The following is a 23,394-nucleotide window of genomic DNA, read 5'->3' as shown; positions in this document are numbered from 1 at the left end:
GGACAACAATCATTGGTCTTACGCTTGCCGGCGTGGCCGCTGGCTGGGCTTTGCATTTGAGCAGGCCCACAGCGGAACGAACGAAGCCGACCGACGACCGCGGGGTCGTCGGTGAAGCTCGGGAGACCCGGGATGCTCCCGCCGATCCGCCTGCACCTGCTCCTGCCGATGCGCCCACCCATGCAGGCAAGAGTGCGAGCTCTGTCGATGTCCAAGCGCGAGCAAGATTCAATGAACAGGCCCGAGAATTTTTCGCCCAAGCGCCGGCCTTGTCGCCCGAGGAGGCTCGTCAGCGAGCAGCCGATCTCTCACAGGAGCTCTCGCGCATCGAACAGTCTGGAGGCCTGTCCGCAGGCGAAACCTTTCTGCTTCGTGCTGGATTGATTCGATATACCGTTGCCGATGAACAACAACAGATAACGCAGATCCGCGCACTCAAGGAACGCTACGCGGCAGCTGCCCGTCAACGCACCGCTCTGTCGACCGCACAGTCCGATCCGATGTTTCAACTGTACAAGGTTCGGGAGAGTCAGATCGTCGCCGAAACCCTATCGCTACAGACCATCCCAGACGGCCTGAGCCGCGACGAATATCTCCGCCGCCGCTTGCAGACGGAACGCGAGCGATTGCTCGGCGGAGCGATGTAGTAATTGGCAGGGCAGCGAATCTACGGCTTCGCTCACAGCCGCTTGAGAAGGAACGCCGAACTCGCCGGACACAACGATGAAAACTCCGGCGTCTCCCGGATCGCAACCGGTGCTTGCTCGCGGGACGCGGTGATATATCCGCGAGCGCGAAAGAAACGTTCCGCTGTCGTCGTCAGGATGTAAACCGCGACTGCGCCATGATCACGAGCGTACGCCTCGGCTCGCGCCACCAACCGAGCGCCAGTGCCTCGGGAGCGGTACTCGGGCGCAACCACCAGCGAACGTAGCAACGCGTCAGGGCCGTGGAACTCAACGCCTACGAGACCCGCCGGCGCGGTTGACAAGCCGAGGTAGAAGAAATGGCGGAGATGCGCCTCGGTCAGGTCAGAAGTCGGCAGGTCGGCGCTGTCGAGTAGTCGAAGCGCGGCTGCGAAATCTGGACTCTGGTGGATCGCTTCCAACTCGCTCATACCAAGAATGGTACCGGGCACCACTGCCTGACGGCCAGGGCTTGGCCCGAATTCGGGCCTGACGTGCGGGCGCCCGATGCCGCCCGCACCTGACCTTGCTTAGAACTCCACCCCAAGCGTCAACCCATAAGTGCGCGGCGCGCCGGGAGTGCCGTTGTCGCCGGAGTTGGTAGCGCTGAGCTGCGAACGGTAGTACTCCTCAGCGAGGTTGTTACCCCACAGCCGCACATACATCCGCTCATTCACGTCACGCCACGTAACCGAGGCATCGACCAGACTGTAACTGTCCTGAGCCACGCGCTCGTCAGCCGTGGCGACGAAGCCGTCGTTGTAATAATAGTTGGCCGCCAACGTAAACGTGCCGATGCCCGTTGGAATCGCCAAACTGCCGCCGAAGCTACCGGTCATTTCCGGTGTGTTCTGCAGCTGATTGCCCGAGGCATCGCCGCGGATCAGACAGTTCCCGCCGAGCTGCGCGAAGGGATTGCCGAACGTGCCCAGACACGTCTGCCCCGCTGGAATCGCGAAACCGGCCGGCAGCGGATAAGGAACAGAGATGATCGCGTTGGTGAAATCGGTGTAAGTGGCATCCGTCCAGCCGACGCCGCCAAACAAACGGAAGTTGTCGGTGACCGACAGGATGAGGTCCGCATCGGCACCGTAGATCTCCGCTCCATCCGCGTTATAGACATTGTTCACGCCGGCGATGACCTGCTGAACCTGCACATTGGTCTGGTCGTAGTAATAACCCGCGACATTCAGGCGCAGGTGCTGATCGAACAGATCGGATTTGAGGCCGACTTCGTAGCCATCGATCTCCTCGGGCTCGAGCTGGATGACCGGCGTCGCCTGAGGCACGAACGTGCCGCTGCGAAAGCCGCGGTTGTAGCTGGCGTAAACCATCAGCTGATCGGAGAAGCGGTGGTCGATCGACAGCTTCCAGCTCGGATCGCCAAAGGTGCGCATATCGCGAATCGCCGGGCTCGTCGTCGTGACGTTGGTGTTGCCGTTGTATGTGACCGTCTTCGCTTCGAACTCGCGCTCGTCGTTGGTGTAGCGAATGCCGGCCGTCACGTTGGTCGCGTCGGTCAACGCGTAAGTGCCCTCGGCGAAGCCGGAGATCGAATTGAGCCGGACATCGGTGATCGTATCGCTGTAGCCATTGCCGCCGAACGTCGTGAGGCCGGTGGTCCGGCCGGGGTCCTGGCCCGCGGAGTTCCACATATAGAACGCGCCCACGGTCCACTTGAACGCGCCGTCGTCGGTGGAGATCAGGTCGATTTCCTGCGTGAACTGTTCGTCGAAGTTGTCGTTGAAGATCCTGAGGCGCGGCAGGGTCGTGCCATCGGGATCGAAGTAAGTGCTCAAGCTCGTATCGCGATAAGCGGTGACGCTCTTGAACGTAAAGGCATCGAAGTCATGCTCGAGGATCACACTGCCGCCGCTCTGCCGGGCGTGCAGCTCTGGATCCACGTCGCTATAGATATCGTAGTCGGGATCGCCGCCAGCATTCCTGATGAGCGTGTTGACGTTCTGACCGAGCGAGTTGAGCTCGAAATTCCGGAAGGTCGGATCGGCGCCGTCGCGGCCGCTGCTGTCCAACGAGATGCGCAGATCGGTGTCATCCGCGATTTTCCACAGCAACTTCACCCGGCCTGCCCAGCTCTCCGAGGTCATCACCTCGTTGCCGGTGAAACGATTGACGCCGTAGCCCTCGTCACGATTGTCGTACTGCGCCGAGACGCTCATGGCGACCGAATCGCTCAATCCGCCAGTGAGGAAGAAACCGCCGTTGGCGGTGTCGTAGTTGCCGTAGCCGATTTGCGCTTTGCCGGCCAGATCGAACTCGGGATCGCGCGTGCGGATCTGAATCAGACCGCCGGTGGTATTTCGGCCGTACAGCGTCCCTTGCGGCCCCTTGGAAACGACGACCTGCGCGGTGTCGAACAACGATTGGATGTTGCCGAAGGTCGCGCCGTAATAGACATCGTCGATATAGACGGCGACCGGATTCTCGATGCCAGGCCCCTGCCCCGACGCACCGATGCCGCGCAGACGAGGCATACCGAAGCCGGCCACGCCGGTTGTGATATTGAGGGCCGGCACCACCGACTTCAGATCGACGGTGCTCGTGGTGCCTGCGGCCGCGAGGTCATCCGCATTGAGCGCGGTAATCGCAATGGGCACGTCCTGTGCGTTCTCTTCGCGCTTCTGCGCGGTGACGATCACTTCTTCCAGACCGCTGTCGGGCGGAGCCGATGCTTCCTGTGCCTGCGCGAACGTCGTGACCAGAATCGTGCTGGCAAGCATCGCCGCCCCGTGGCGTGCCGCATTCAACGTCTTCATCTTAGCCCCCCAGTTTTTCGCTATCGCCTCATAGTCTTCACACATGCTAAGTGCTGCGTTTGCCGAAACAACGGCATGCGCGGAAAACTGATCAGGCGTGATTCATTTCTTTTCACGTTCAGGAGCCGGCGGAGCCTTAGGATCTCGCCATCCCCCTGACGCCGGGCCATTGCTGGCCCGGCATTTTTTTGTCGGTTATTTCTTCGCCAGGAACTTCGCCGGAATATACAACGGCATCGAATCCTCCCACGGGCTGTCCGTCAGCATGCGTTTGCCGGTACCGTCGGCGTTCATCGCCCAGTTCTGACCGTATGGCTGGAACGTGCGGTCGTAGAGCGATGCTTCGTCCCGGAAGCCGTATTCGCCCGTGTTCCAAAGGATCTGCTTGCCGTCCGCCGTCCACACGGCGTGACCGTCGTTCGCGCCGGAGGTCGTCAGACGTTTCAGCTCTGTGCCGTCCGGGCGAATCGTGAAGACATCGAAGTTCACCTCATCGACGCGGCGTGTGAACACAATGGCGCTGCCATCGGGCGACCAACCCGGCAAATTGTCAGGCTCGTTTGTCAGAGCACGAACCTTGCGAGTCTCCAGATCGAGAATTCGCAGGCCCTTCTCTTTCTCGCTGTACACGCGGAACACCACCTGCTTGCCATCGGCGGAGTAGCTGGGGAAGCCGGAGTGAACGGTGCCGTCAGTCAGCTCTTCCAATCCCGTGCCATCGCGACGCACGCGCATGATCTTCGCGGTGCCATGACGACGCTCTTGAAACCATTGCCCCAGGCCGAACGCGATCCACTGCCCATCCGGCGACCACGCGGGTTGGAAGGCGCCGGCCAAGCCGCGCGAAGACTGCGTCTTATCCAGGCCGCTCGTCGCAACCTCAAAAACAACTTGCCGATTCGTGCCGTCCGGATCGCTGATCACAACCGATGAGTTGCGATGTTTCTCGCTGTACACCAGCTTGCCGTCGTTCGACAGCGCAGGGAACACATCGGTGTACTGATAGTCCCATTCCGGATCCCAGCTGTAGAGCGGCAAGTTCTGCGCGCGCGGTTTGAAGTCCACCTTCTCGTAGAGGACTTGTGCGCCATTCGACGACCACACCGGCGAGCGCAGCTGGGCCTTCACCGTCGCGGAGCCCGTCGTGTTGTACAGACCTTCCAGCGGACCGCCCTTGATGTGATAAGCGATGTCTTTGTTATTGACGAACTGCGGCGCCACTTTGAAGCCCGGGCCCGACGTATGCTCGATGCGCTCGCCGCTCTTGATGTCCACCGACACGATCTGCGACGACACCTTCGCAATTCCTTCCGGGCGGCGGGCTCCCCATGTTTCCTCGGTCGTCGTCTCATAGAACACGACGCGCTTGCTGTCCGGCGACCACTTCGGTGAGCCGAGGCAGTAGCCCGGCTTCGTCGCGATCTTGCGCAAATTCTTGCCGTCCGCGCCGACCACATAGATGCTCAGTTCTTGAGTGTGCTCCCACCCATGAGGTGCATCGTGGCCGCGCCACTCCGTGCCGCGATCCGACGAGAACGCGATCCACTTGCCGTCGGGAGACCACGACGGCCGGAAGAAACCATCCGGCTTGCCCGAATCCTGCGCCGTCCGCGCGGTCGCGGTGAGATTGCGCAACTGACCCGACTTGATATCGAGCGTCCAGATGTTCGCCTTCAAGCTGCCACGCGTCGACATGAAAGCGATGCGCGAGCCATCCGGCGATAGCGTTGCTTGGTCATCGACCGCAGGATCTTTGGTCAACTGCTCGATGCCCGTGCCATCGGCGCGCGCACGATAGATGTCCGCCTGCCCGAGCCCGCCGCGCTCGGATGTAAAGACAATCCATTTGCCGTCCGCGGAATACGACGGGTGATAGTCGAACACCGAGCTCTGCAGCAGCTTGCGCTCGCCAGTGCCATCGGCGTTCGCGACAAACAGCTCTGAGGACGTCGGCCCGATCCGATTCATCAGCATGACGCCCTGCTTGGCAACATCGGCCTGGGCGGTGAATGGAACAGCACATTGCAGGGACAGGATCGCCGCGGCGATGCTCATCGTCAGTTGTCTTCGGTTCATTACTCTCGCTCTGGATTCTTGGACTTCGAGGGCCCCGCATCCCCTGCAGACCGCTTGCTTCCTGACACCGGCGTAAGCTTGGAGTCGCGCCGGCCTGGTGACCACCGTCGATTCTTGCATCGGGGCGCGACTGGCGAGTATTGGATTCGCGCTGGCGGCGATAGATTTGGGGTGTGGCGCTACGCCCTGCGGTAACTTATCAACGCCGGTTCGATCGCCCCGGCCTCCAGACTGCCGGTTCGCGCAAACAGTGACCATAATGCGCGGATTTTTTGGGCACTGGCGTGCACCTCGGACCAGCTCAACCCGGCCACCAGATCGGCGTCGTGCCAGGTTTGCTCGTCACCGAACAACAGCGGCAAGTCGATGGCATGCGTCGCGCCCAGCTGATTGGTCTTCGAACCCCAATGGATTTTGTACGTGTAGGCGCGCCCGCCCGCCCGAGCGTGACGCTTCGCGAAGCGATCCGCCGCAGTGGCGTACACCTTGCGCGTGATGGTGCCGATGGCCGCGCGCCGAATGGCGTTGCCCAGCATCGGCAGGGCTGCAAGTTTTCGCAGCGGCTCGATGATGGGGATGAAGAACGAGCCCTCCTCTGCCGTCGAGCCGATCAGCACATCGAAGCGGCGCGCGCATCGTGACCACGCCGAGTCAAGGTCTTCCTCGGCCGGCAACGGATGATGTCCGTACTGTGTGCCAAACGGCATGCTCGCCGGCCAGCCAAATCCTGCCGAAGCCGAGACGACAGAGGCTTGTGCTGCGATCACATCGTCGGTGGGCGCATCGTGAGCAACGCGGGCGGCGATCTTCATCATCGCTTCGTACATCTTGCGACGCCCCAGACTAATGCCCAACGGGGCGCTCTGAATGATCGCTCGTCGAAACAGATCTTGCGCACCGTCAGCGATCATCAAATGCGCGATTGCGTCGCCGCCCGCGGACTGGCCGAACAAGGTGATGTTGTCCGCGTCGCCGCCGAATGCCGCAATGTTTGCTTTCACCCAGCGCAACGCTTCGATGATGTCGAGCAACCCGACGTTCGCGGCTCGCCCCCCAGAGCCGCCGAGGAATCCCAACAACCCCAATCGATACGTGACCGAAACGACAATGACATTCTGTTCTTCCACCAAGGAGCGAGCGTCATAAATCGCCGCATCGCCTGCGCCGAAAACATACGAACCGCCGTGGATCCAGACCATCACGGGTCGCTGATCGCCGGGCGCAATGTCGTCGGGCCGCGTAATGGACAAACGCAGGCAATCTTCAGTCGTGGCGAGCGTGCGAACCGACGACTTCATCAGCCCCATGCCGAACGGATGATCGGCCTGCGCACAGGCTGGCGCCCATCCGGTGGCCTCGATGCCGGTCGGCGAGGCAGGCTCCGGCGTCGGCGGCTGAAAACGAGCGGCACGGGCGTAACGGATACCCGTCGCCCGAATCACCCGCCCGTCGCGCCAACCGATGATGCGGCCCGCCGGTGCGTCGAAGGAAGGAACAGTCATCGGCAAACTATAGCCGATGTGATCCGCTCAGCTGGCGGGTCTTAGGGTCAACAGCTTGTCATGAACGTATGACTTGGCTCGCTGACAGGCGGACTCCATCGGCTCGCCCGATGCCATCAGAGCGGCGATGGCCGAGCTGAGCGCACAGCCCGTGCCGCGCATGGTTACATCCAGGCGCGGAGCCCGAAGCAAGACTAGCGGTCCGGCATGATTTACAAGGACGTCCACGGACTCCGCGTCGGTCCCGTGCCCACCTTTAAGCAGGACGCCCTCCGAGCCAAAGCGGAGTAAGGCACGTGCTTGCCCAGCTTGCTCCGAGCTGGTTCGGGCAACGTGCTCGCCCAGCAGCGCGCCGGCTTCGATCAAGTTGGGCGTCATCAGCGAGCACCGAGGTAGCAGCTGATCTCGCAGCAATTGCAGCCCCTCTGGATCCAGCAGCGCCGCGGCCGAGGTCGAGCACAGCACGGGATCCACGACGATCGGGATCTCACGTCTATCGGGCAACTCATCGAGAACGGCACGCACGATCTCGCCCGTACCGAGCATGCCGATCTTGATGGCGCGGATGGCATTCGAGCGCAGTGCTGTGCGCAGTTGTTGTCTCACCAGTTCCGGCGAGAGCGCGCAGGAGGCTTCGACACAGCTATTTGTTTGCGCCGTAACGGCAGTGACCACGCAAGACGCGCGAGCGCCGAGTTCGGTGATGACTTCAACGTCTCTCACCAGACCGGCGCCACCGCTCGAATCGGTGCCGGCGATGACAAGGACTTGTGCCGTGCTTGGCATGCTACTTCGCAGCCATGCTGCGAGTCGCCTCGATCCATTCGCGCGCCCTCGTCTCTGGCGTTGCGTGCCGAATGACATCTGAAACGACAGCGGCGCTATCTGCACCAGCTCTAAAAATACCTGGCAGCCGCTCGACGGTGAGCCCGCCGATGGCGACCAGTGGAATCGGCGCGATCAGCCGTTTCCACTCTGCAACGCGCGCCAGTCCCTGCGGCGCCCAGGGCATCACTTTCAACGTCGTTGGATACACCGGCCCGAGTGCGATGTAGTCGGGCTTGAATGTCAGCGCTCGCTCCAGCTCATCGGGACTATGCGTACTGATGCCGATCCGAACGCCCGCCTTCTTCAACGCGGGCACATCGGCCTCATCGAGATCCGACTGACCGAGGTGCACGAAATCGCAGCCCTCATCCAGCGCGATCCGCCAATAGTCGTTGACGATCAAGCACGCCCCCGCCCGCGCACACAGCGACCTGGCCGTGACCACTTGCTCACGAATCTCCGGGTCCGATCGGTCCTTGATGCGCAGCTGGACCAGCCTCACGCCCATCGGCAGCAACCGCCGTAGCCACGACACATCGTCGACGATCAGATAAAACGGATCGAGCTTCATACCAGATGCGCCAGGCCGATTTCGGGCGTCGAAGGAATCGCTACGTCACTCGGCAGCATCGGTTGCGCGATAAACGCTGAGCGACCTGCTTTAACAGCGTCTGCAAACGCCCGCGCCATTCCAACCGGATCTCCCGCTCGCGCGACCGCGGTGTTGATCAGCACACCATCCATACCCAACTCCAAGGCTCGTGCCGCATGTGATGGCACGCCGATGCCCGCATCCACGATTAGCGGCACTTCAGCGAACCGAGCACGCATGGCGCGCAAGCCGGGTACGTTGTTCAAGCCTTGCCCTGAGCCGATCGGCGCACCCCACGGCATCAGCACGCGACAACCGGCATCCAGCAGCTTGTCCGCAACCACCAGGTCTTCGGTGGTATATGGAAAGACCTGGAACCCGTCGTCGCACAGAATCTTCGCGGCCTCCACGAGCCCGAATACATCTGGCTGCAACGTGGTGCGATCGCCGATGACTTCGAGTTTGATCCAGGATGTGCCGAACACTTCGCGGGCCATGTGCGCCGTCGTGACGGCCTCCTTCACCGAGTGACAGCCCGCGGTATTCGGCAGCACGCGCACACCCAGCGAACGAATGATCGAAAAGAATCCTTGCCCGGAACGTTCGTTGCTCGATTCACGCCGCAGCGACACAGTCACGACGCCGGTCCCCGACGCCTTGACCGCCTCGGTCAACACAGCCGGTGACGGATATCTCGAGGTTCCCAGCAACAGCCGCGAGCTCAGCTGCGTGTCGTAAACCAGCACGTCATCCTCCTTGCATCGGGGCCACGACTTCGATGCGATCGCCCTCGCTGAGGACGATGTCCAGCCGCTGAGTCTTTGGAATGAACTCACCGTTTACCGCGGTCGCAATGGCGCCGTCGCAATAGCCCAACTCGCGCAGCGCCTGATCCAGCAAGTTTTCCGAGACTTCCCGCTCGACGCCGTTAAGCGTGATCTTCATGAGCCACCTCAGAGCAAGGTTCGCCAGTCAACACGGCGTCCGCGGCCATCTGCGCAAATGCTGGCGCGAGCAGAAATCCATGCCGGAAGAAGCCATTGATATAAACGCGACCGGGTCGCCTCACGATGCGCGGCATGTTGTCTGGAAAAGCCGGACGTACTTGCGTGCCCAACTCCAGAACCTCCGCCTCCGCGAACGCCGGATGTAACGAACACGCAGCGCTGAGGAGCTCCAGCACCGATCTTGCCGTGACACGGTTCGAATCGTCGCTCTCGATCATGGTGGCGCCTACCATGAACACGCCATTGGGGCGCGGCACGATGTACGCTGGAATTCGCGGATCGACCAACCGGACCGGCCGATTGAGCGTGATCTCTTTGGACCGCAGCACCAGCATTTCTCCTTTGACCCCGCGAAGCTCCCGCAGAGCCTCCCTCGCGGCCAGACCGGTGCAATCGACAACGACATGATCGCCCTCGGGCCTGGCACTGCCCGAAGCACCGAAATGAATTCGACCGCCCAGCGAAGCCAGTCTGTTTGCCAGACAGGGCAGAGCCTCGCGCGGATCTATGTGAGCCTCATCCTTGAAGAACAAACCCTTCGGAAAGCGGTTTCCGAGCGCTGGCTCCAGCTCGCCGATGCCATTCGCGTTCAACCATTCATATCGCGTCGTCCGCCGACTGAGCTCGACCAACGCCGATGCGTGTCGGCCATGTGCGACCAACAAGCTCCCCTGCTGGTCCAAGGTCGGCATCCGCTTCTTCCACCACGCGAGGCTCCGCTCGCCAAACGTCGCCACCAGATCGGCCGAATGATCGCACTCGCACCAGGGCGCGAGCATGCCGCCGGCAAACCACGAGCAGCTCTGCGGGCCGAAGCTATCGGCCCTTTCGAACACCTCCGTGGCAACGCCGCGTTCGGCGAACTCGACGGCGCAGGTCATCCCCGCGACGCCGGCACCAATGATCGACACACGCACGTGGATCAGCCCTGCTCCGAGCGAATGTAAATCTCGCCCTGCTCGCGAAATTTCACCGCCATCTCGGTCATGCCCGACTCACGCGCCGCCGCCTGCACTTCGTGCGAAATGCGCATGGAGCAGAACTTCGGCCCACACATCGAGCAGAAGTGCGCGAGCTTGTGCGCCTCGCGCGGCATGGTTTCGTCGTGGAAGGCGCACGCAGTGTCTGGATCCAGCGAAAGATTGAATTGATCTTCCCACCGGAAATCGAAGCGCGCGCGTGAGATGGCATCGTCGCGATCTCGCGCGCCGGGATGGCCTTTCGCCAGATCTGCCGCATGCGCCGCGATCTTGTAGGTGATCACGCCCGTCTTGACGTCGTCGCGATTGGGCAGGCCCAGATGTTCCTTCGGCGTCACGTAGCAGAGCATCGCTGTGCCGAACCAGCCGATCATGGCGGCGCCGATCGCCGAGGTGATGTGATCGTAGCCCGGGGCAATGTCGGTGGTCAGCGGCCCGAGCGTGTAGAACGGCGCTTCGGCGCAATGCTTGAGTTGCTCGTCCATGTTCTCTTTGATCTTGTGCATCGGCACGTGGCCGGGGCCTTCGATCATCACCTGGCAGTCGTGCTTCCAGGCAATGCGAGTCAACTCACCGAGCGTTCTGAGCTCCGCGAACTGCGCGGCGTCGTTGGCATCGGCGATCGAACCGGGGCGCAGGCCGTCGCCGAGCGAGAAGCTCACATCGTAAGCACGGCAGATCTCGCAGATCTCCTCGAAGTGCTCGTACAGGAAACTCTCGCGATGATGGGCGAGACACCACTTCGCCATGATGGAGCCGCCGCGCGAAACGATGCCGGTGACTCTGTTTGCCGTCAGCGGGATGTATTCGAGCCGCACGCCCGCGTGAATCGTGAAGTAGTCGACGCCCTGCTCCGCCTGCTCGATGAGCGTGTCGCGGAAGATCTCCCACGTCAGCGCTTCGGCCACACCATCGACTTTTTCCAGCGCTTGATAGATGGGCACGGTGCCGATGGGCACCGGTGAATTGCGCAGAATCCACTCGCGTATGTTGTGGATGTTCTTGCCGGTGGAAAGATCCATGACGGTGTCTGCGCCCCAGCGGATCGCCCACACCATCTTGTCGACCTCCTCCGCCATGCTCGACGACACTGCGGAGTTGCCGATGTTCGCATTGATCTTCACCAGGAAGTTGCGGCCGATGATCATCGGCTCGGACTCCGGGTGATTGATGTTTGCAGGGATGATTGCGCGGCCCGCCGCGATTTCAGCGCGCACGAACTCAGGCGTCACGTACTCCGGGACGTTGGCGCCCCATGAATTGCCGTCGCGATTGGCCGCTGCTCTGAGCTTGGCGCGACCGACGTTTTCGCGGATCGCCACGTATTCCATCTCAGGCGTAATGACGCCCGCGCGCGCATACGCGAGTTGCGTTACACCCGCCCCCGCTTTCGCGCGCAGCGGCGGTTGCTTGATAGGAAACTCGGTGATGGCTGATTCGGTGCGTCGCTGACTTTCGTGATGCTCGACATCTTTGCGGGCAAGGATCCACGGCTCGCGGATGCGTGTCAGTCCCCGCTCGATTTGAATGTTTGCTCGCGGATCGGTGTAGGGACCGGAAGAATCGTAGACGACGACATCGGGCTCGTTGGCCGACGGATGCAGCTGGATAGCGCGCATCGGCACTTGAATGTACGGATGCAAGACGCCGGATTCATAGACTTTTCGCGAGGAAGGCAGCGCGGCCGTGCTGACGGGGACTGTGGTGGCGTTCATCTGATTCTCCATGTGGAGATCCAGCGCCGCCCCGGTGTACTAAAGCACGCGCCCACGCGACGTCCCAAAGGCAATCGAGACAGGGACCGTCGCTTCGCGCTCAGACTTTCCTACGCCAGCATGACCTGGATCAGGTGTAAGGGTCGCCATATCGCGCACGAGCGCCAATGACCTCTCAGCCCCTATAGGGACTCCCCTAGCGAGCGCGACGTTACCTTTTGCGCGCGATGTGCGTCAAGCTGCGCTCACAATGCGAGCTCATTTTGCTTTTCAGACGCTCCGCCGGATCGCCGAACAAAACTGACCGGTTCGCCGACGCGAACGATCCCTCCGCTGAGCACGCGCGCCGTGATTCCGCCGTGTCCGCGGACGGCGCTGTATCCGCCCGGTCCAAATGCTTCCTCCATTCTCGAACATGGATGGCACGGCCCCGTACCTTCCATCAGAGCGCCTCCAATCGTGAACTGCGCGCCGTTCAGCGACAGCAGATTGATGCCACTGACGACAATGTTCCGTCGCAACAGCGCGGGATCGATACGATTCTTGCCAAGGAGTTGCGCAATCGCGGGCAGATGTTCGCTCTGGATCAATGTCACCTGTCTCTTGCTCGACGCGCCGCCGCTGAATCGATCTCCCGTCAAGCCACGTCCTTCGCATGCTTCGACGCTGTCGACAACAATCATGGGCTCGCGCCGCGCGGGTCGTACACCAATCCATTCGACCCTGCCGATCTGGGGCACGCTCGAGAGCAAAACGTGGAAGCCTTCAGCCATGCCGGGCATCGTACCAATGTATACAAGCGCTCTTCGACATTTCTCGGTACGAGCAGCTATGCATCATAGCTTCCATCCTCGCTTCAGCCATGTGGAGAACCGCTACTTGCAGGTAGATTTTTCCCCAGCTCATATTCGCTGCTATCACAACCGAGGGGGAACGAGTCGTGCGCAAGATCCACCTACTTACCATTGTGCTGCTCGCGGCGCTGGCCTCGAGTCCGGCGCAGGCGATCACGGGGAAATACGTCAAAGACTTTGAGCATCCATTCGTGGGGCTCGCGGTGTTCTATGACGAGGCCGGCGAGTTCATCGGTCGCTGTTCCGGCTCGCTGTTGTCGCCGTCATTGTTTCTAACAGCCGGACACTGCATCGAAGGCGCGGCGAGCGCGCGGGTTTATTTCCAGCAGGATGCGGGGGCGAACTACGATCCGGAGACCGAAGTCGATCCCGTCACGGGCTATCCGGAAACCTGTCTGACCCAGCCCTGTACGACCTCCAGCGAGCTGATCAGCTATGGTTATCCGGAGCCCTTGCCAAATACACGCGACGCGGCGCTGCTCATCCTGGATGAGCCCATCAACCTGAGCGAATACGGCGTACTCGCGACGGCGGGCTCGCTCGACGCGCTGGCCACCCGGCGTGGCCATCAAGCCATCGATTTCACGGTGAGCGGCTACGGCCTGACCTACACGAATCCGGCACAAACGATCTCGTTCCGCGAGCGCCTCATGGCTTCCTCACGGCTGGTGAATCTGCGGAGTGCACTCAACGGCGGCTTCAATCTGCAGACCACGAACAACCCCGGCATCGGCGGCGGCACCTGCTTCGGCGATTCCGGTGGGCCGGTGTTCTACGGCAGCTCGAGCTCCAACCTGATCGTCGGCATTACGTCGTTCGGTCTGTCCAGCAACGTCTGCGCCGGCGTCGACTTCTCGTACCGCACCGACCAGGCCGAGTTGATTGAGTTTATTCTCGCCAACGTGCCCGAGGGCGAAACGGTGAGCGTCGTTCCGCTGCCTTGATCGACTAGTTAATCGATTGGGCGGGCCCGCCGCTCGGGGAAGCCCTGAACGTTCGCGGGCCCGCTTGCTCGTTTGCCGTCGCCGCGTCCGCTTTGCGACGGACCTCTCAAAATCCGCTACGGGATCACCGTAATTTTTCCGCGTCGCCTGCCGATGCAGGTCATCAGACGACGGATAACGCGCGGCGGCGACTCGTTGCCGCCCTGAGGCCAATGCTGAAAAAAATCGCCATATCTGAAGTTCGAACCGGGATGTTCGTGGCTTCGGTCGAGGGACCGTGGCTAAAACATTCCTTTTGGAAAACCCGCTTCCTGGTGGATGCGGAGTCGCTGGCCCGGCTGAAAAGCTCCGGCCTCGCCGAATGCTGGATCGATACTTCCAAGGGGCTCGACGTTGCGCGCCCCAAGGCCGAGACTCCGATCATCGAGATCGTTCCGAGCGCTCCGCCGGCGTCGAAACCCAGAGTCCGGCGCTCCATGGGCGACGAGTTGCACAACGCGGCCAATGTGTTGAAGCGCTCCAAGCAGGCGGTCAACTCGCTGTTCGCCGAAGCGCGCATGGGCAACGCCGTCAACACCAGCGACTGTGCGCCGCTGGTCAATGACATCGTCGATTCCGTCGACAGCAACTCCCACGCACTGATCAGCCTGTGCCGACTGAAAACCGCCGACGAATACACTTACATGCATTCGGTGTCGGTGTGCGCGCTGATGGTCTCGCTCGGCAAGCAGCTCGGCCTCGATGAGCCGACATTGCGCGATGCCGGCATGGCGGGGCTGCTGCACGATCTCGGCAAGGCGGTGATGCCGCAAGAGATCATCAACAAGCCTGGCAAGCTCACCGACGAAGAGTTCACCATCATCAAGTCGCATCCGGTGCGCGGCCACGAGATGCTGCTCGAGAGCGGCGTCAACAACGAGCGCGTGCTCGATGTCGCGCGTCATCATCACGAGCGCATCGACGGCAAGGGTTATCCCGACGCGCTGAGCGCCGACAAAATTTCTTTGATCGCCCGCATGAGCGCGGTCTGCGACGTTTACGATGCCGTCACTTCAGACCGGCCTTACAAAGCCGGCTGGGATCCGGCCGAATCGGTCGCGCGCATGGCGTCGTGGGAAGGTCATTTCGATTCGATGGTCCTGCAGACGTTCATCAAGACCATCGGCATCTATCCGGTCGGCTCGCTGGTGCGCATGGCGTCCGGCAAGCTGGGCGTGGTCGTGGAACAGAATCCCACCAGGCTCACCGCGCCGAAAGTGAAGCTGTTCTTCTCCACCAAGTCGGGCATGCCGTTCGAGCCGAAGCTGGTGGACCTGACCGAATCGCACGTCACCGACAAGATCGTGGCGCGCGAGCCGCCTGAGAACTGGAGCTTCGGCTATCTCAACGATCTGTGGGCAACTCACGTTGCGTGAGTGACGGACAGAACTGACTCGGCGGGTGGCCCAACACCCGCTTGAACATCGCAGTGAAGGCGCTCGGACTGTCGTAACCGAGATCGCCGGCCACATTCCCCACTGGCCGGCCCGCCGCAAGCTGCGTCATCGCCGCCAGCAATCGCGCTTGCCGGCGCCACGAGCCGAACGTAATCCCCGTCTCTTTGTGAAACAAACGCTCGAGCGTGCGTGAGCTCGCGCCCACCGTCGCGCCCCACTCCGCGCTCGTCCTGCAATCCGCAGGATCTTGCAGGATCGCCTGGCAAATACGACGCACGCGAGTGTCTTCCGGCATCGGAATATGCAGCGGCAACGTGCCGATCTCACGGATCTCGCTCAGAATCAATTCGATCAGATGTACCGATGGCGGCACCCGAGGCTCGGCTTCAGTAAGCGCCACCATTCGCAGAATCATTTCACGAAGCAGCGGCGTAACTTCGATGACGCAGCAGTCCGTGGGCAAATCGCTCCGTGCATCGGGACGGAAGAACAACGTGCGCATCTTCACTGCGCTGTTCGCGCGGATCTCATGAGGCACTTGCGACGGCACCCAGATCGCACGCATCGGCGGCACAACCCAGATCCCGCTCGGCGTATCGACTCGCATGATGCCGGCCGACGCATGGATGAGCTGCGCCCGGTCGTGCTGATGGCGCTCGATCAAATAACCGGCCGGATAATCGCGCGCGAACGCGACGATCGGCTGCGGACTCTCCTCCAGTTTCCGCACGATCGCCCAGGCCGAGCCGTTGACGGGCATGCACGCACTCATTGCTAAGCGGCTTTAGCCCGCTGTAAATCGGGCAACCACAGGGACAGCACGCCGAGCAACGGCAGCACAGCGCTGATCTTGTACACCAGCGCGATGCCGTAAACGTCCGCCAGATGTCCGAACGACGCCGCGGCCAGGCCGCCGATGCCGAACGAGAAACCGAACATCAATCCGGACATCATGCCGACGCGCGTCGGCAACAGCTCCTGTGCGAACACGACGATGGCCGGGAACGCAGACGCAATCGTGAGCCCGATCACCACGGTGAGCACTTCGGTCCACGCCAGGCTCACGAACGGCAGCATGAGCGTGAACGGCAACGCGCCGAGCACCGAGAATTGGATCACCGCCTTGCGACTGAAACGATCGCCGAAGTATCCGCCGAGCAGCGTGCCCACCGCGATCGAGCCCAGGAACAGGAACAAATGCACCTGAGCCTCGACGACGCCCATCTGGAAACGCTCGATGAGATAGAACGTGTAGTAGTTGGTCAGGCTCGACATGTAGGCATACTTGGAAAAGATCAGCAGCAGCAGGATGGTCATGCCGCGCACGACGGTCGCCCGAGGAATGGGCGAATCCTGCTTGCGTGGCGCATGCGCCCGCTGCAATCGGGGCAATCCATGGTGCTTGTACCAAACGCCCACGTTCCAAAGGATGACCGTCGATACCAGCGTCACGAGCGCAAACGCGCCGAGACTCGACTGCCCCCACTGCACGACCACCAGCGCCGCAAACAACGGACCGATGGCCTGGCCGGCGTTGCCGCCCAATTGAAACAAGGACTGCGCTAGCGAATGCCGGCCGCCCGCTGCCATGCGAGCAACGCGTGAGGCCTCAGGGTGAAATACCGAAGAGCCCATGCCAAGCATCGCCGCGCCAGCCAGCAGCCATTCGAAGTTGCTTGCCAGCGAGATCACCAGCAATCCCAGCGCCGTGAACAACGTGCCCGCCGGCAGCGAGAACGGCGCGGGCCGGCGGTCGGCGACATAACCGACGACCGGCTGAAGCATCGACGCCGTCAGCTGATACGCCAGCGAGATCCAGCCCAGCTCCGCGAACGTCAGGTGGTGGCTCGCCTTGAGCGCGGGATACGAGCCTTGCAACAGCGACTGCATCGTGTCGTTCAACAAGTGGCAGCAGCTGATCGCAATGATCACGGGAAAAGCGGTCTCGTCCCGCCAGCTGGCAGGATCGCGAGCCTCGGCCGAAGAATTCAAAAGGATGCTCCCAGGGAGAATCGCTCCGGACGGCACTGCCCGGAGGCGGATCGGAGGCAAGTGTAAGCAGTCCGTGACGCGGCGTCCCTAACAAGATCGACACCTTTCGTCGAGAAAGCGACAAGGCGACTTGGGTCGGCTACTCGCCCAACAGATGCAGCACGATTTCCCGCTGATGCGGCCGCTGGCGATGCTCGAACAGGTAGATGCCTTGCCAGGTGCCGAGCGCCGGCTCGCCATCAAGCACGGGGATGGATAACTGCACTTGGGTCAATGCCGTGCGCAGATGAGCCGGCATGTCGTCGGGACCTTCGTCGTCGTGCTCATAGCGGTCCGGATCTTCCGGCGCGATCTGCTCGAAAAAGGCTTCCAGATCGGTGCGCACCTCGCGGGCCGCATTCTCCTGGATCAGCAATGACGCCGAGGTGTGCTTGCAAAAGATCGTCAGCAATCCGGTGGTGACATGCTGAGCGTCCACCCACGCTCGAACTTCGCGCGTGAACTCCACCAAGCCGCGCCTGGTCGTGCGAATCGAAAGAACCTGGGTGAACTGACGCATGACTTTAGAAAATCTTTGCACCGACGGCCCGTAAACAGAACGCCACGATGCCCTCCACCAGTTCCGCGCGCCCGTCCCGCTTGGCTCGGGGCGCGATCGGTCGGACCAACGCTTCGGTGAATGCGCCGACGATGCAGGCCGCGCCGATATCGATGGATTGAGCCGGGAATTCCCGCTTCTCGATGCCCTCGATCAACAACGACTTGAACACCTCGCCGAATCGAATGCGACCGAGCAAGCGAGCCTCGTCGACCTCCTGCTCGGCCGGCTCGGCGATGAAGGCATAAGCCAGATACGGCCCCTCGAGCGCGCGGTTCGCAAACGATTCCACGCAGGCGCGCAGCCGCGCCGTCACATCGCCTTCCCCCTGCACGATGGCCTGCAGGATCGCGATCTCGTGATCGATGGCGCTGGTCAGCACTTCGACGAATAGCGCCGATTTCGACGGAAAGTAACGATAGATGGCCCCGGCGGACATCCCGGCACTCGCGGCCACCGCGGCAATGGAGGCGTGATTGAACCCGCCCTCGGCAACCAGGGCGCGCGCCGCCTTGAGGATGCGCTGGCGGTTATCGGCCAGGCGCTCCTCCATCAGGAAGGATCGCTTGTAGCTCACGGACCGGATCCTAGCATGAAGTGAACGTCGATTTTTTTTGTGAATCCCGATTCACTTCTTGGCCGACCCCTCCTACAATGCCCTTCATGAACGTCATTACTTCCAAGCTGCGGACCAGCAGCGACGAATACCGCGCCAACAGTGCCGCCCTGCGCGCACTCGTCGATGAATTGCGCGACCGGACCGCGACGGTCGCCTTGGGCGGCTCCGAAAGTGCCCGGCAGAAGCACACCTCCCGCGGCAAGCTCCTGGTCCGCGATCGTATCGACCTGCTGCTCGATCCGGGCACGCCCTTCCTCGAGCTCTCCGCCCTCGCCGCCTACGGCATGTATGGCGGCGAAGTCGCGAGCTCGGGCGCGGTCGCTGGCGTCGGCCGTATCAATGGGCGCGAATGCGTCATCGTTGGCAACGACGCAACAGTCAAAGGCGGCACTTACTATCCGATCACCGTAAAGAAACATTTGCGCGCTCAAGAGATCGCGCGTGAGAACCGCCTGCCTTGCGTGTATCTCGTCGACTCTGGCGGCGCGTTCCTGCCCATGCAGGATGAAGTGTTCCCGGACAAGGAACATTTCGGTCGCATCTTCTATAACCAGGCGAACCTGTCCGCCCTCGGCATCCCGCAGATCGCCTGCGTGATGGGCTCGTGCACTGCTGGCGGTGCGTATGTGCCGGCGATGAGCGACGAAGCCGTGATCGTTCGCAACCAAGGCACGATCTTCCTGGGCGGCCCGCCGCTGGTGAAAGCCGCCACGGGTGAAGTCGTGAGCGCTGAAGACCTGGGCGGCGGCGACGTGCACACTCGGATCTCCGGCGTCGCCGATCATCTCGCCGAGAACGATCATCACGCTCTCGCGCTCGTTCGACGCATCGTTGGCAACCTCGGCCCTCGCGATACGTTGTTTCAGCCTCAGTCCGTCGAGGATCCTCTGTACGATCCCGAAGAACTGTACGGCGTCATCCCGGCCGATACTCGCAAGCCCTTCGATGTGCGTGAAGTGATTGCTCGCATCGTCGACGGTTCACGGTTCGACGAATTCAAAGCGCGCTTCGGAACCACGCTCGTCACGGGATTCGCGCATGTGTATGGCTACCCGGTGGGCATCATCGCCAACAACGGCGTGCTGTTCTCCGAGTCCGCGCAAAAAGCGGCGCACTTCATCGAGCTGTGCTGTCAGCGTCGCATTCCGTTGGTGTTCCTGCAGAACATCACCGGCTTCATGGTCGGCCGCAAGTACGAGAACGAAGGCATCGCTCGTCACGGCGCCAAAATGGTGACGGCGGTTGCGACGGCGCAAGTGCCGAAGTTCACGGTGTTGATCGGCGGCTCCTACGGCGCCGGCAATTACGGCATGTGTGGTCGCGCCTACTCGCCTCGCTTCCTGTGGACCTGGCCGAACTCGAAGATCTCGGTGATGGGCGGCGAGCAAGCGGCCAATGTGCTCGCGACGGTGCGTCGTGACGCGCTCGAAGCTCAAGGCAAACAGTGGAGCGCGGCCGAGGAAGAAGCGTTCAAAGCGCCGACCAAGGCGCAGTTCGACGCGCAAGGCAGTGCCTACTACGCCACCGCGCGGCTCTGGGACGACGGCATCGTCGATCCGGCACAAACGCGGCGCACGCTGGGTCTCGGTCTCGCGGCTGCGGCCAATGCGCCGGTGAGCGACACGCGCTTCGGCGTGTTCCGCATGTAAGGAAAAGTATGTTCAGAAAAATCCTGATCGCCAATCGCGGCGAGATTGCATGCCGGGTCATCGCCACTTGTCGCAAGCTGGGCATCCGCACGGTCGCCGTTTATTCCGAAGCCGACGCCGGCGCGCGCCACGTCCGGCTTGCCGATGAGGCCTACTGCGTCGGTCCGGCCGCCTCGCGCGAGAGCTATCTCCGCATCGACCGCATCATCGAAATCTGCAAACAATCCGGCGCGCAGGCCGTGCATCCCGGCTACGGCTTCCTCTCCGAGAACGAGAGCTTCGCGCACGCCTGCGAAGAGAATGGGATCGTGTTCATCGGCCCGCCGGTGAAGAGCATTCGTGCGATGGGTTTGAAGTCCGCCGCCAAGGCGCTCATGCAACAGGCCAAGGTACCATTGGTGCCCGGCTATCACGGCGCCGATCAAGATCCGGCGTTATTGCAGCGTGAGGCTGATCGCATCGGCTATCCCGTGCTGATCAAGGCGTCCGCGGGCGGCGGCGGCAAAGGCATGCGCGTCGTCAACGCACCGAATGAGTTCGCCGCCGCGCTCGCTTCATGTCAGCGCGAAGCTCGTACATCGTTCGGCGACGACAACGTCCTCATCGAAAAGTATCTGCTCCAGCCGCGCCACATCGAGATCCAGGTGTTCGCCGACCAAGCCGGCCACACGATCAGCCTCAACGAGCGCGACTGCTCAGCCCAGCGTCGCCATCAAAAGGTGGTCGAAGAAGCGCCGGCTCCCAGCGTGAATGCCACTCAGCGTGCGGCGATGGGCAAAGCCGCTTGTGACGCCGCGCGCGCCGTCGGTTATGTCGGCGCCGGCACTGTCGAGTTCATCGCCGACTCGCAGGGCAACTTCTATTTCATGGAAATGAACACGCGCCTGCAGGTCGAGCATCCGGTCACCGAAATGATCACCGGCCTCGATCTGGTCGAATGGCAGCTGCGCGTCGCCGCCGGCGAAGACTTGCCGTTGACGCAAGATCGGGTGCCGCTGAACGGACACTCCATTGAAGTCCGTATCTACGCCGAGGAGCCCGAGAAAGGCTTCCTGCCTTCGGTGGGTCGGCTCGCCTACTTCAAGACGCCGGCGCCTTCCGCTCATGTGCGGCTCGACACAGGCGTCGAGCAAGGCGATGAGATCACGCCGCACTACGACCCGATGATCGCGAAACTGATCGTTTGGGATCGCACTCGTGAGGCTGCGATCGAGCGCATGCTCGGCGCGTTGGCGGAAACGCGCATCGTTGGCGTCGGTCACAATGTGAATTTCCTGTCGCGGCTGGTCGGGCACGCGGCGTTCCGCGAAGGTCGCGTCGATACGGGCCTGATCGAGCGCGAACGGGCCACGTTGATTCCGGCGGCTGCCGAGCTGCCGAAGGAAATCTTCGAGGTCGCCGCACTCGCGCAACTCGCTGCCGAGCGCGAGCAGACGGCGCAGTCGAACTCTCCGTGGAGCGTCACCGACGGCTGGCGCATCAACGGCACGCAGAACCGGGCGTTGCAGTTCTCCGCCGGCGAACAGAGCGCTTCCGTTTCAGTTCGCTACACAGCGAGCGGCTACGTCATCGACGACGAGCCTGCGCGCGTCCAACGCACGTCGGATTCGGATCTGCGCATCACGATTGGTCAGCGTCACATCAACACCGCCGTCGTGAAATCCGGCGAGCAGATGCACGTGTTCCTGCGCGGCCAACAGCACGCGCTGACCTACGTCGACCCGCTCGTTCACGCCGGCGAAACCGAAGAAGCTCAGGGCGGACTGACCGCTCCGATGCCAGGCAAGATCATCGCCCTGCTCGCTGAGCCCGGCGCGGAAATCGACAAGGGCGCGCCGCTGCTCGTGATGGAAGCGATGAAGATGGAGCTGACCGTGTTCGCGCCGAGCAAGGGCAAGCTGGTGAGCTACCTTTGCAATGCCGGCGATCAAGTGAAGGAAGGCGTGCCGCTGGTGGACTTCCAGGCCAGCGCCTGACGACGAAGCATCGATGCGGCCGGGGCGGCAATCGCTGCCCCACGTCCGAATAACCGCACGGCCGTACATGCCATACGTATGTGCCATCGCCGACACTGGAACCAATGAGCGGGCCTTGCGTTCCACGGGTCTCGCGTCGGCTCGGAGAACGTCATGGCAAAGGTCCTGGTGCTTTACTACTCCTCGTATGGCCACATCGAACAGATGGCGAATGCAGTCGCCGAGGGCGCTCGCTCCGCTGGCGCTGAAGTGGCGGTCAAACGCGTCCCAGAAACTGTGCCCGAAGATGTGGCACGCAAGTCCGGCTTCAAACTGGACCAGCCCGCACCGATCGCCACCGTCGACGAGCTGCCGCAATACGACGCGATCATCTTCGGCACGGGCACCCGCTACGGCAACATGACGGCGCAGATGAAGACCTTCATCGATCAGACCGGGTCGCTGTGGCTCAAAGGCGCTCTGGTCGGCAAGGTCGGCTCGGTGTTCTCGTCATCCAACACTCAGCACGGCGGTCAGGAGTCGACCATCCTGACGTTCCACCCCGTGCTGTTGCACCTGGGCTTCATCATCGTCGGCCTGCCCTACTCTTATCAGGGACAAATGGGCGTCAGCGAAGTCATGGGCGGCTCCCCCTATGGCGCGTCGACAATCGCAGGCACGGATGGCAGCCGCCAGCCGTCGAAAATCGAGCTAGAGGGTGCGCGCTATCAGGGCAAGCACGTCGCGGAGATCGCAGCGAAGGTTGCGGGGCGCTAGCGCTCAACGGCTTCTCGGCTTCTCGACACATGAGGATGGCGCCCGAATGGTGAGGGATCATTGAACTGATGAACTGTCGGTCATCGATCAGCGCCTGCGCGCGTGTCGCGACATATGAAGCGACCGTGAGGACGATGAATCCGACGTAGAGCGCGATATTCAACTGCTTTCGAGGAAACATGCCCGGCATGGTCGCCAGCATGAAGATCCCCATCGGCGCCCACATGGTCACCGCCATGTAGAACATGTTGAGATTGTTCCGGAAGTCATGGCCTCGGTCGATCATCGAGAACATCACGACGTACATCACAATCAAACCCAGCGCCATGTTGATCCAGATCATCAGATAGGGACGGCCTGAGCTCCCGCCGTGTTCGTGATGACCGGGATGAGAGGACTGCGCCATG

21 protein-coding genes and 1 pseudogene are annotated in these 23,394 nt (G+C 61.9%); 6 read left to right on the top strand and 16 right to left on the bottom strand.

Annotation, left to right across the window (positions count from 1 at the left end; translation table 11 throughout):
* Positions 1–56 precede the first annotated feature (56 nt).
* Positions 57–647, top strand: a complete 591-nt coding sequence (locus tag GYH35_RS12510) for a hypothetical protein (protein WP_161812158.1) — start codon at positions 57–59, stop codon at positions 645–647.
* A gap of 32 nt (positions 648–679) precedes the next feature.
* Here GYH35_RS12510 and arsN2 read toward each other — a convergent pair whose 3' ends face one another.
* The 11 genes from arsN2 to GYH35_RS12455 form a co-directional block, all read right to left on the bottom strand.
* Positions 680–1,117, bottom strand: coding sequence for an arsenic resistance N-acetyltransferase ArsN2 (gene arsN2, locus GYH35_RS12505; protein ID WP_161812157.1), 438 nt, complete (start codon positions 1,115–1,117; stop codon positions 680–682).
* A gap of 99 nt (positions 1,118–1,216) precedes the next feature.
* Positions 1,217–3,463: a TonB-dependent receptor gene (locus tag GYH35_RS12500; RefSeq protein ID WP_161812156.1), complete on the bottom strand. Its 2,247-nt coding sequence runs from the start codon at positions 3,461–3,463 to the stop codon at positions 1,217–1,219.
* Between the two features lie 195 nt (positions 3,464–3,658).
* A complete protein-coding gene (locus GYH35_RS12495) occupies positions 3,659–5,539 on the bottom strand; it encodes a PD40 domain-containing protein (protein WP_202624273.1) in 1,881 nt (626 codons plus the stop codon).
* A 179-nt stretch (positions 5,540–5,718) separates the two neighbouring features.
* Complete coding sequence (locus GYH35_RS12490; protein WP_161812155.1) at positions 5,719–7,041, bottom strand: carboxylesterase family protein; 1,323 nt, start codon at positions 7,039–7,041, stop codon at positions 5,719–5,721.
* Positions 7,042–7,068: 27 nt separating this feature from the next.
* On the bottom strand, positions 7,069–7,827 hold the full coding sequence (locus GYH35_RS12485) for a hydroxymethylpyrimidine/phosphomethylpyrimidine kinase (RefSeq protein WP_161812154.1): 759 nt from the start codon (positions 7,825–7,827) through the stop codon (positions 7,069–7,071).
* 1 nt (position 7,828) lies between these two features.
* A complete protein-coding gene (locus GYH35_RS12480; protein ID WP_161828569.1) occupies positions 7,829–8,440 on the bottom strand; it encodes a thiamine phosphate synthase in 612 nt (203 codons plus the stop codon).
* Positions 8,437–9,207: a thiazole synthase gene (locus GYH35_RS12475; RefSeq protein ID WP_161828568.1), complete on the bottom strand. Its 771-nt coding sequence runs from the start codon at positions 9,205–9,207 to the stop codon at positions 8,437–8,439. The genes GYH35_RS12480 and GYH35_RS12475 overlap by 4 nt, the downstream gene beginning before the upstream one ends.
* A gap of 1 nt (position 9,208) precedes the next feature.
* Positions 9,209–9,406, bottom strand: a complete 198-nt coding sequence (gene thiS, locus GYH35_RS12470) for a sulfur carrier protein ThiS (protein WP_161812151.1) — start codon at positions 9,404–9,406, stop codon at positions 9,209–9,211.
* On the bottom strand, positions 9,390–10,385 hold the full coding sequence (gene thiO / locus GYH35_RS12465; RefSeq protein WP_161828567.1) for a glycine oxidase ThiO: 996 nt from the start codon (positions 10,383–10,385) through the stop codon (positions 9,390–9,392). The genes thiS and thiO overlap by 17 nt, the downstream gene beginning before the upstream one ends.
* A 5-nt stretch (positions 10,386–10,390) precedes the next feature.
* Positions 10,391–12,163 (bottom strand): phosphomethylpyrimidine synthase ThiC, encoded by a 1,773-nt coding sequence (gene thiC, locus GYH35_RS12460; RefSeq protein WP_308683792.1) that lies wholly within the window; start codon positions 12,161–12,163, stop codon positions 10,391–10,393.
* Between the two features lie 245 nt (positions 12,164–12,408).
* The gene (locus tag GYH35_RS12455) at positions 12,409–12,846 is read right to left on the bottom strand and encodes an MOSC domain-containing protein (protein WP_268894934.1); all 438 of its coding nucleotides are present in this window, start codon (positions 12,844–12,846) and stop codon (positions 12,409–12,411) included.
* A 257-nt stretch (positions 12,847–13,103) separates the two neighbouring features.
* Between GYH35_RS12455 and GYH35_RS12450 the strand changes: the two genes are divergently transcribed.
* Complete coding sequence (locus GYH35_RS12450; RefSeq protein ID WP_161812147.1) at positions 13,104–13,961, top strand: S1 family peptidase; 858 nt, start codon at positions 13,104–13,106, stop codon at positions 13,959–13,961.
* A 251-nt stretch (positions 13,962–14,212) separates the two neighbouring features.
* The gene (locus GYH35_RS12445; protein WP_235936770.1) at positions 14,213–15,376 is read left to right on the top strand and encodes an HD-GYP domain-containing protein; all 1,164 of its coding nucleotides are present in this window, start codon (positions 14,213–14,215) and stop codon (positions 15,374–15,376) included.
* On the opposite strand, the gene GYH35_RS12440 is transcribed toward GYH35_RS12445, so the two are convergent.
* From GYH35_RS12440 to GYH35_RS12425, 4 genes are all read right to left on the bottom strand, one after another.
* Entirely contained in the window at positions 15,345–16,157 is an 813-nt protein-coding gene (locus tag GYH35_RS12440; RefSeq protein ID WP_161828564.1) for an AraC family transcriptional regulator, read from the bottom strand. The genes GYH35_RS12445 and GYH35_RS12440 overlap by 32 nt on opposite strands.
* Before the next feature lie 14 nt (positions 16,158–16,171).
* The gene (locus GYH35_RS12435; RefSeq protein ID WP_235936769.1) at positions 16,172–17,389 is read right to left on the bottom strand and encodes an MFS transporter; all 1,218 of its coding nucleotides are present in this window, start codon (positions 17,387–17,389) and stop codon (positions 16,172–16,174) included.
* A gap of 139 nt (positions 17,390–17,528) precedes the next feature.
* The gene (locus tag GYH35_RS12430) at positions 17,529–17,948 is read right to left on the bottom strand and encodes a secondary thiamine-phosphate synthase enzyme YjbQ (RefSeq protein ID WP_161812144.1); all 420 of its coding nucleotides are present in this window, start codon (positions 17,946–17,948) and stop codon (positions 17,529–17,531) included.
* 4 nt (positions 17,949–17,952) lie between these two features.
* On the bottom strand, positions 17,953–18,564 hold the full coding sequence (locus GYH35_RS12425; RefSeq protein WP_161812143.1) for a TetR/AcrR family transcriptional regulator: 612 nt from the start codon (positions 18,562–18,564) through the stop codon (positions 17,953–17,955).
* 86 nt (positions 18,565–18,650) lie between these two features.
* On the opposite strand from GYH35_RS12425, the gene GYH35_RS12420 reads away from it, so the two are divergent.
* The 3 genes from GYH35_RS12420 to wrbA all read left to right on the top strand — a co-directional run bounded on the left by GYH35_RS12420 (position 18,651) and on the right by wrbA (position 22,987).
* Positions 18,651–20,255 (top strand): carboxyl transferase domain-containing protein, encoded by a 1,605-nt coding sequence (locus GYH35_RS12420; RefSeq protein WP_161828563.1) that lies wholly within the window; start codon positions 18,651–18,653, stop codon positions 20,253–20,255.
* An 8-nt stretch (positions 20,256–20,263) separates the two neighbouring features.
* Complete coding sequence (locus GYH35_RS12415) at positions 20,264–22,231, top strand: acetyl/propionyl/methylcrotonyl-CoA carboxylase subunit alpha (protein ID WP_161828562.1); 1,968 nt, start codon at positions 20,264–20,266, stop codon at positions 22,229–22,231.
* Positions 22,232–22,384: 153 nt separating this feature from the next.
* Positions 22,385–22,987 (top strand): NAD(P)H:quinone oxidoreductase, encoded by a 603-nt coding sequence (gene wrbA, locus GYH35_RS12410; RefSeq protein WP_161828561.1) that lies wholly within the window; start codon positions 22,385–22,387, stop codon positions 22,985–22,987.
* A 13-nt stretch (positions 22,988–23,000) separates the two neighbouring features.
* Here the strand turns inward: wrbA and GYH35_RS35425 are convergent.
* Positions 23,001–23,393, bottom strand: a pseudogene (locus tag GYH35_RS35425) (DUF305 domain-containing protein); the annotation flags it as partial.
* Position 23,394 lies beyond the last annotated feature (1 nt).

It is taken from the genome of Steroidobacter agaridevorans, from assembly GCF_009932555.1.
GTDB classification, from domain to species: Bacteria; Pseudomonadota; Gammaproteobacteria; order Steroidobacterales; family Steroidobacteraceae; genus Steroidobacter; species Steroidobacter agaridevorans.
The sequence above is the reverse complement of the archived record's forward strand: the minus strand, read 5'-3'. Positions and strand labels throughout refer to the sequence as shown.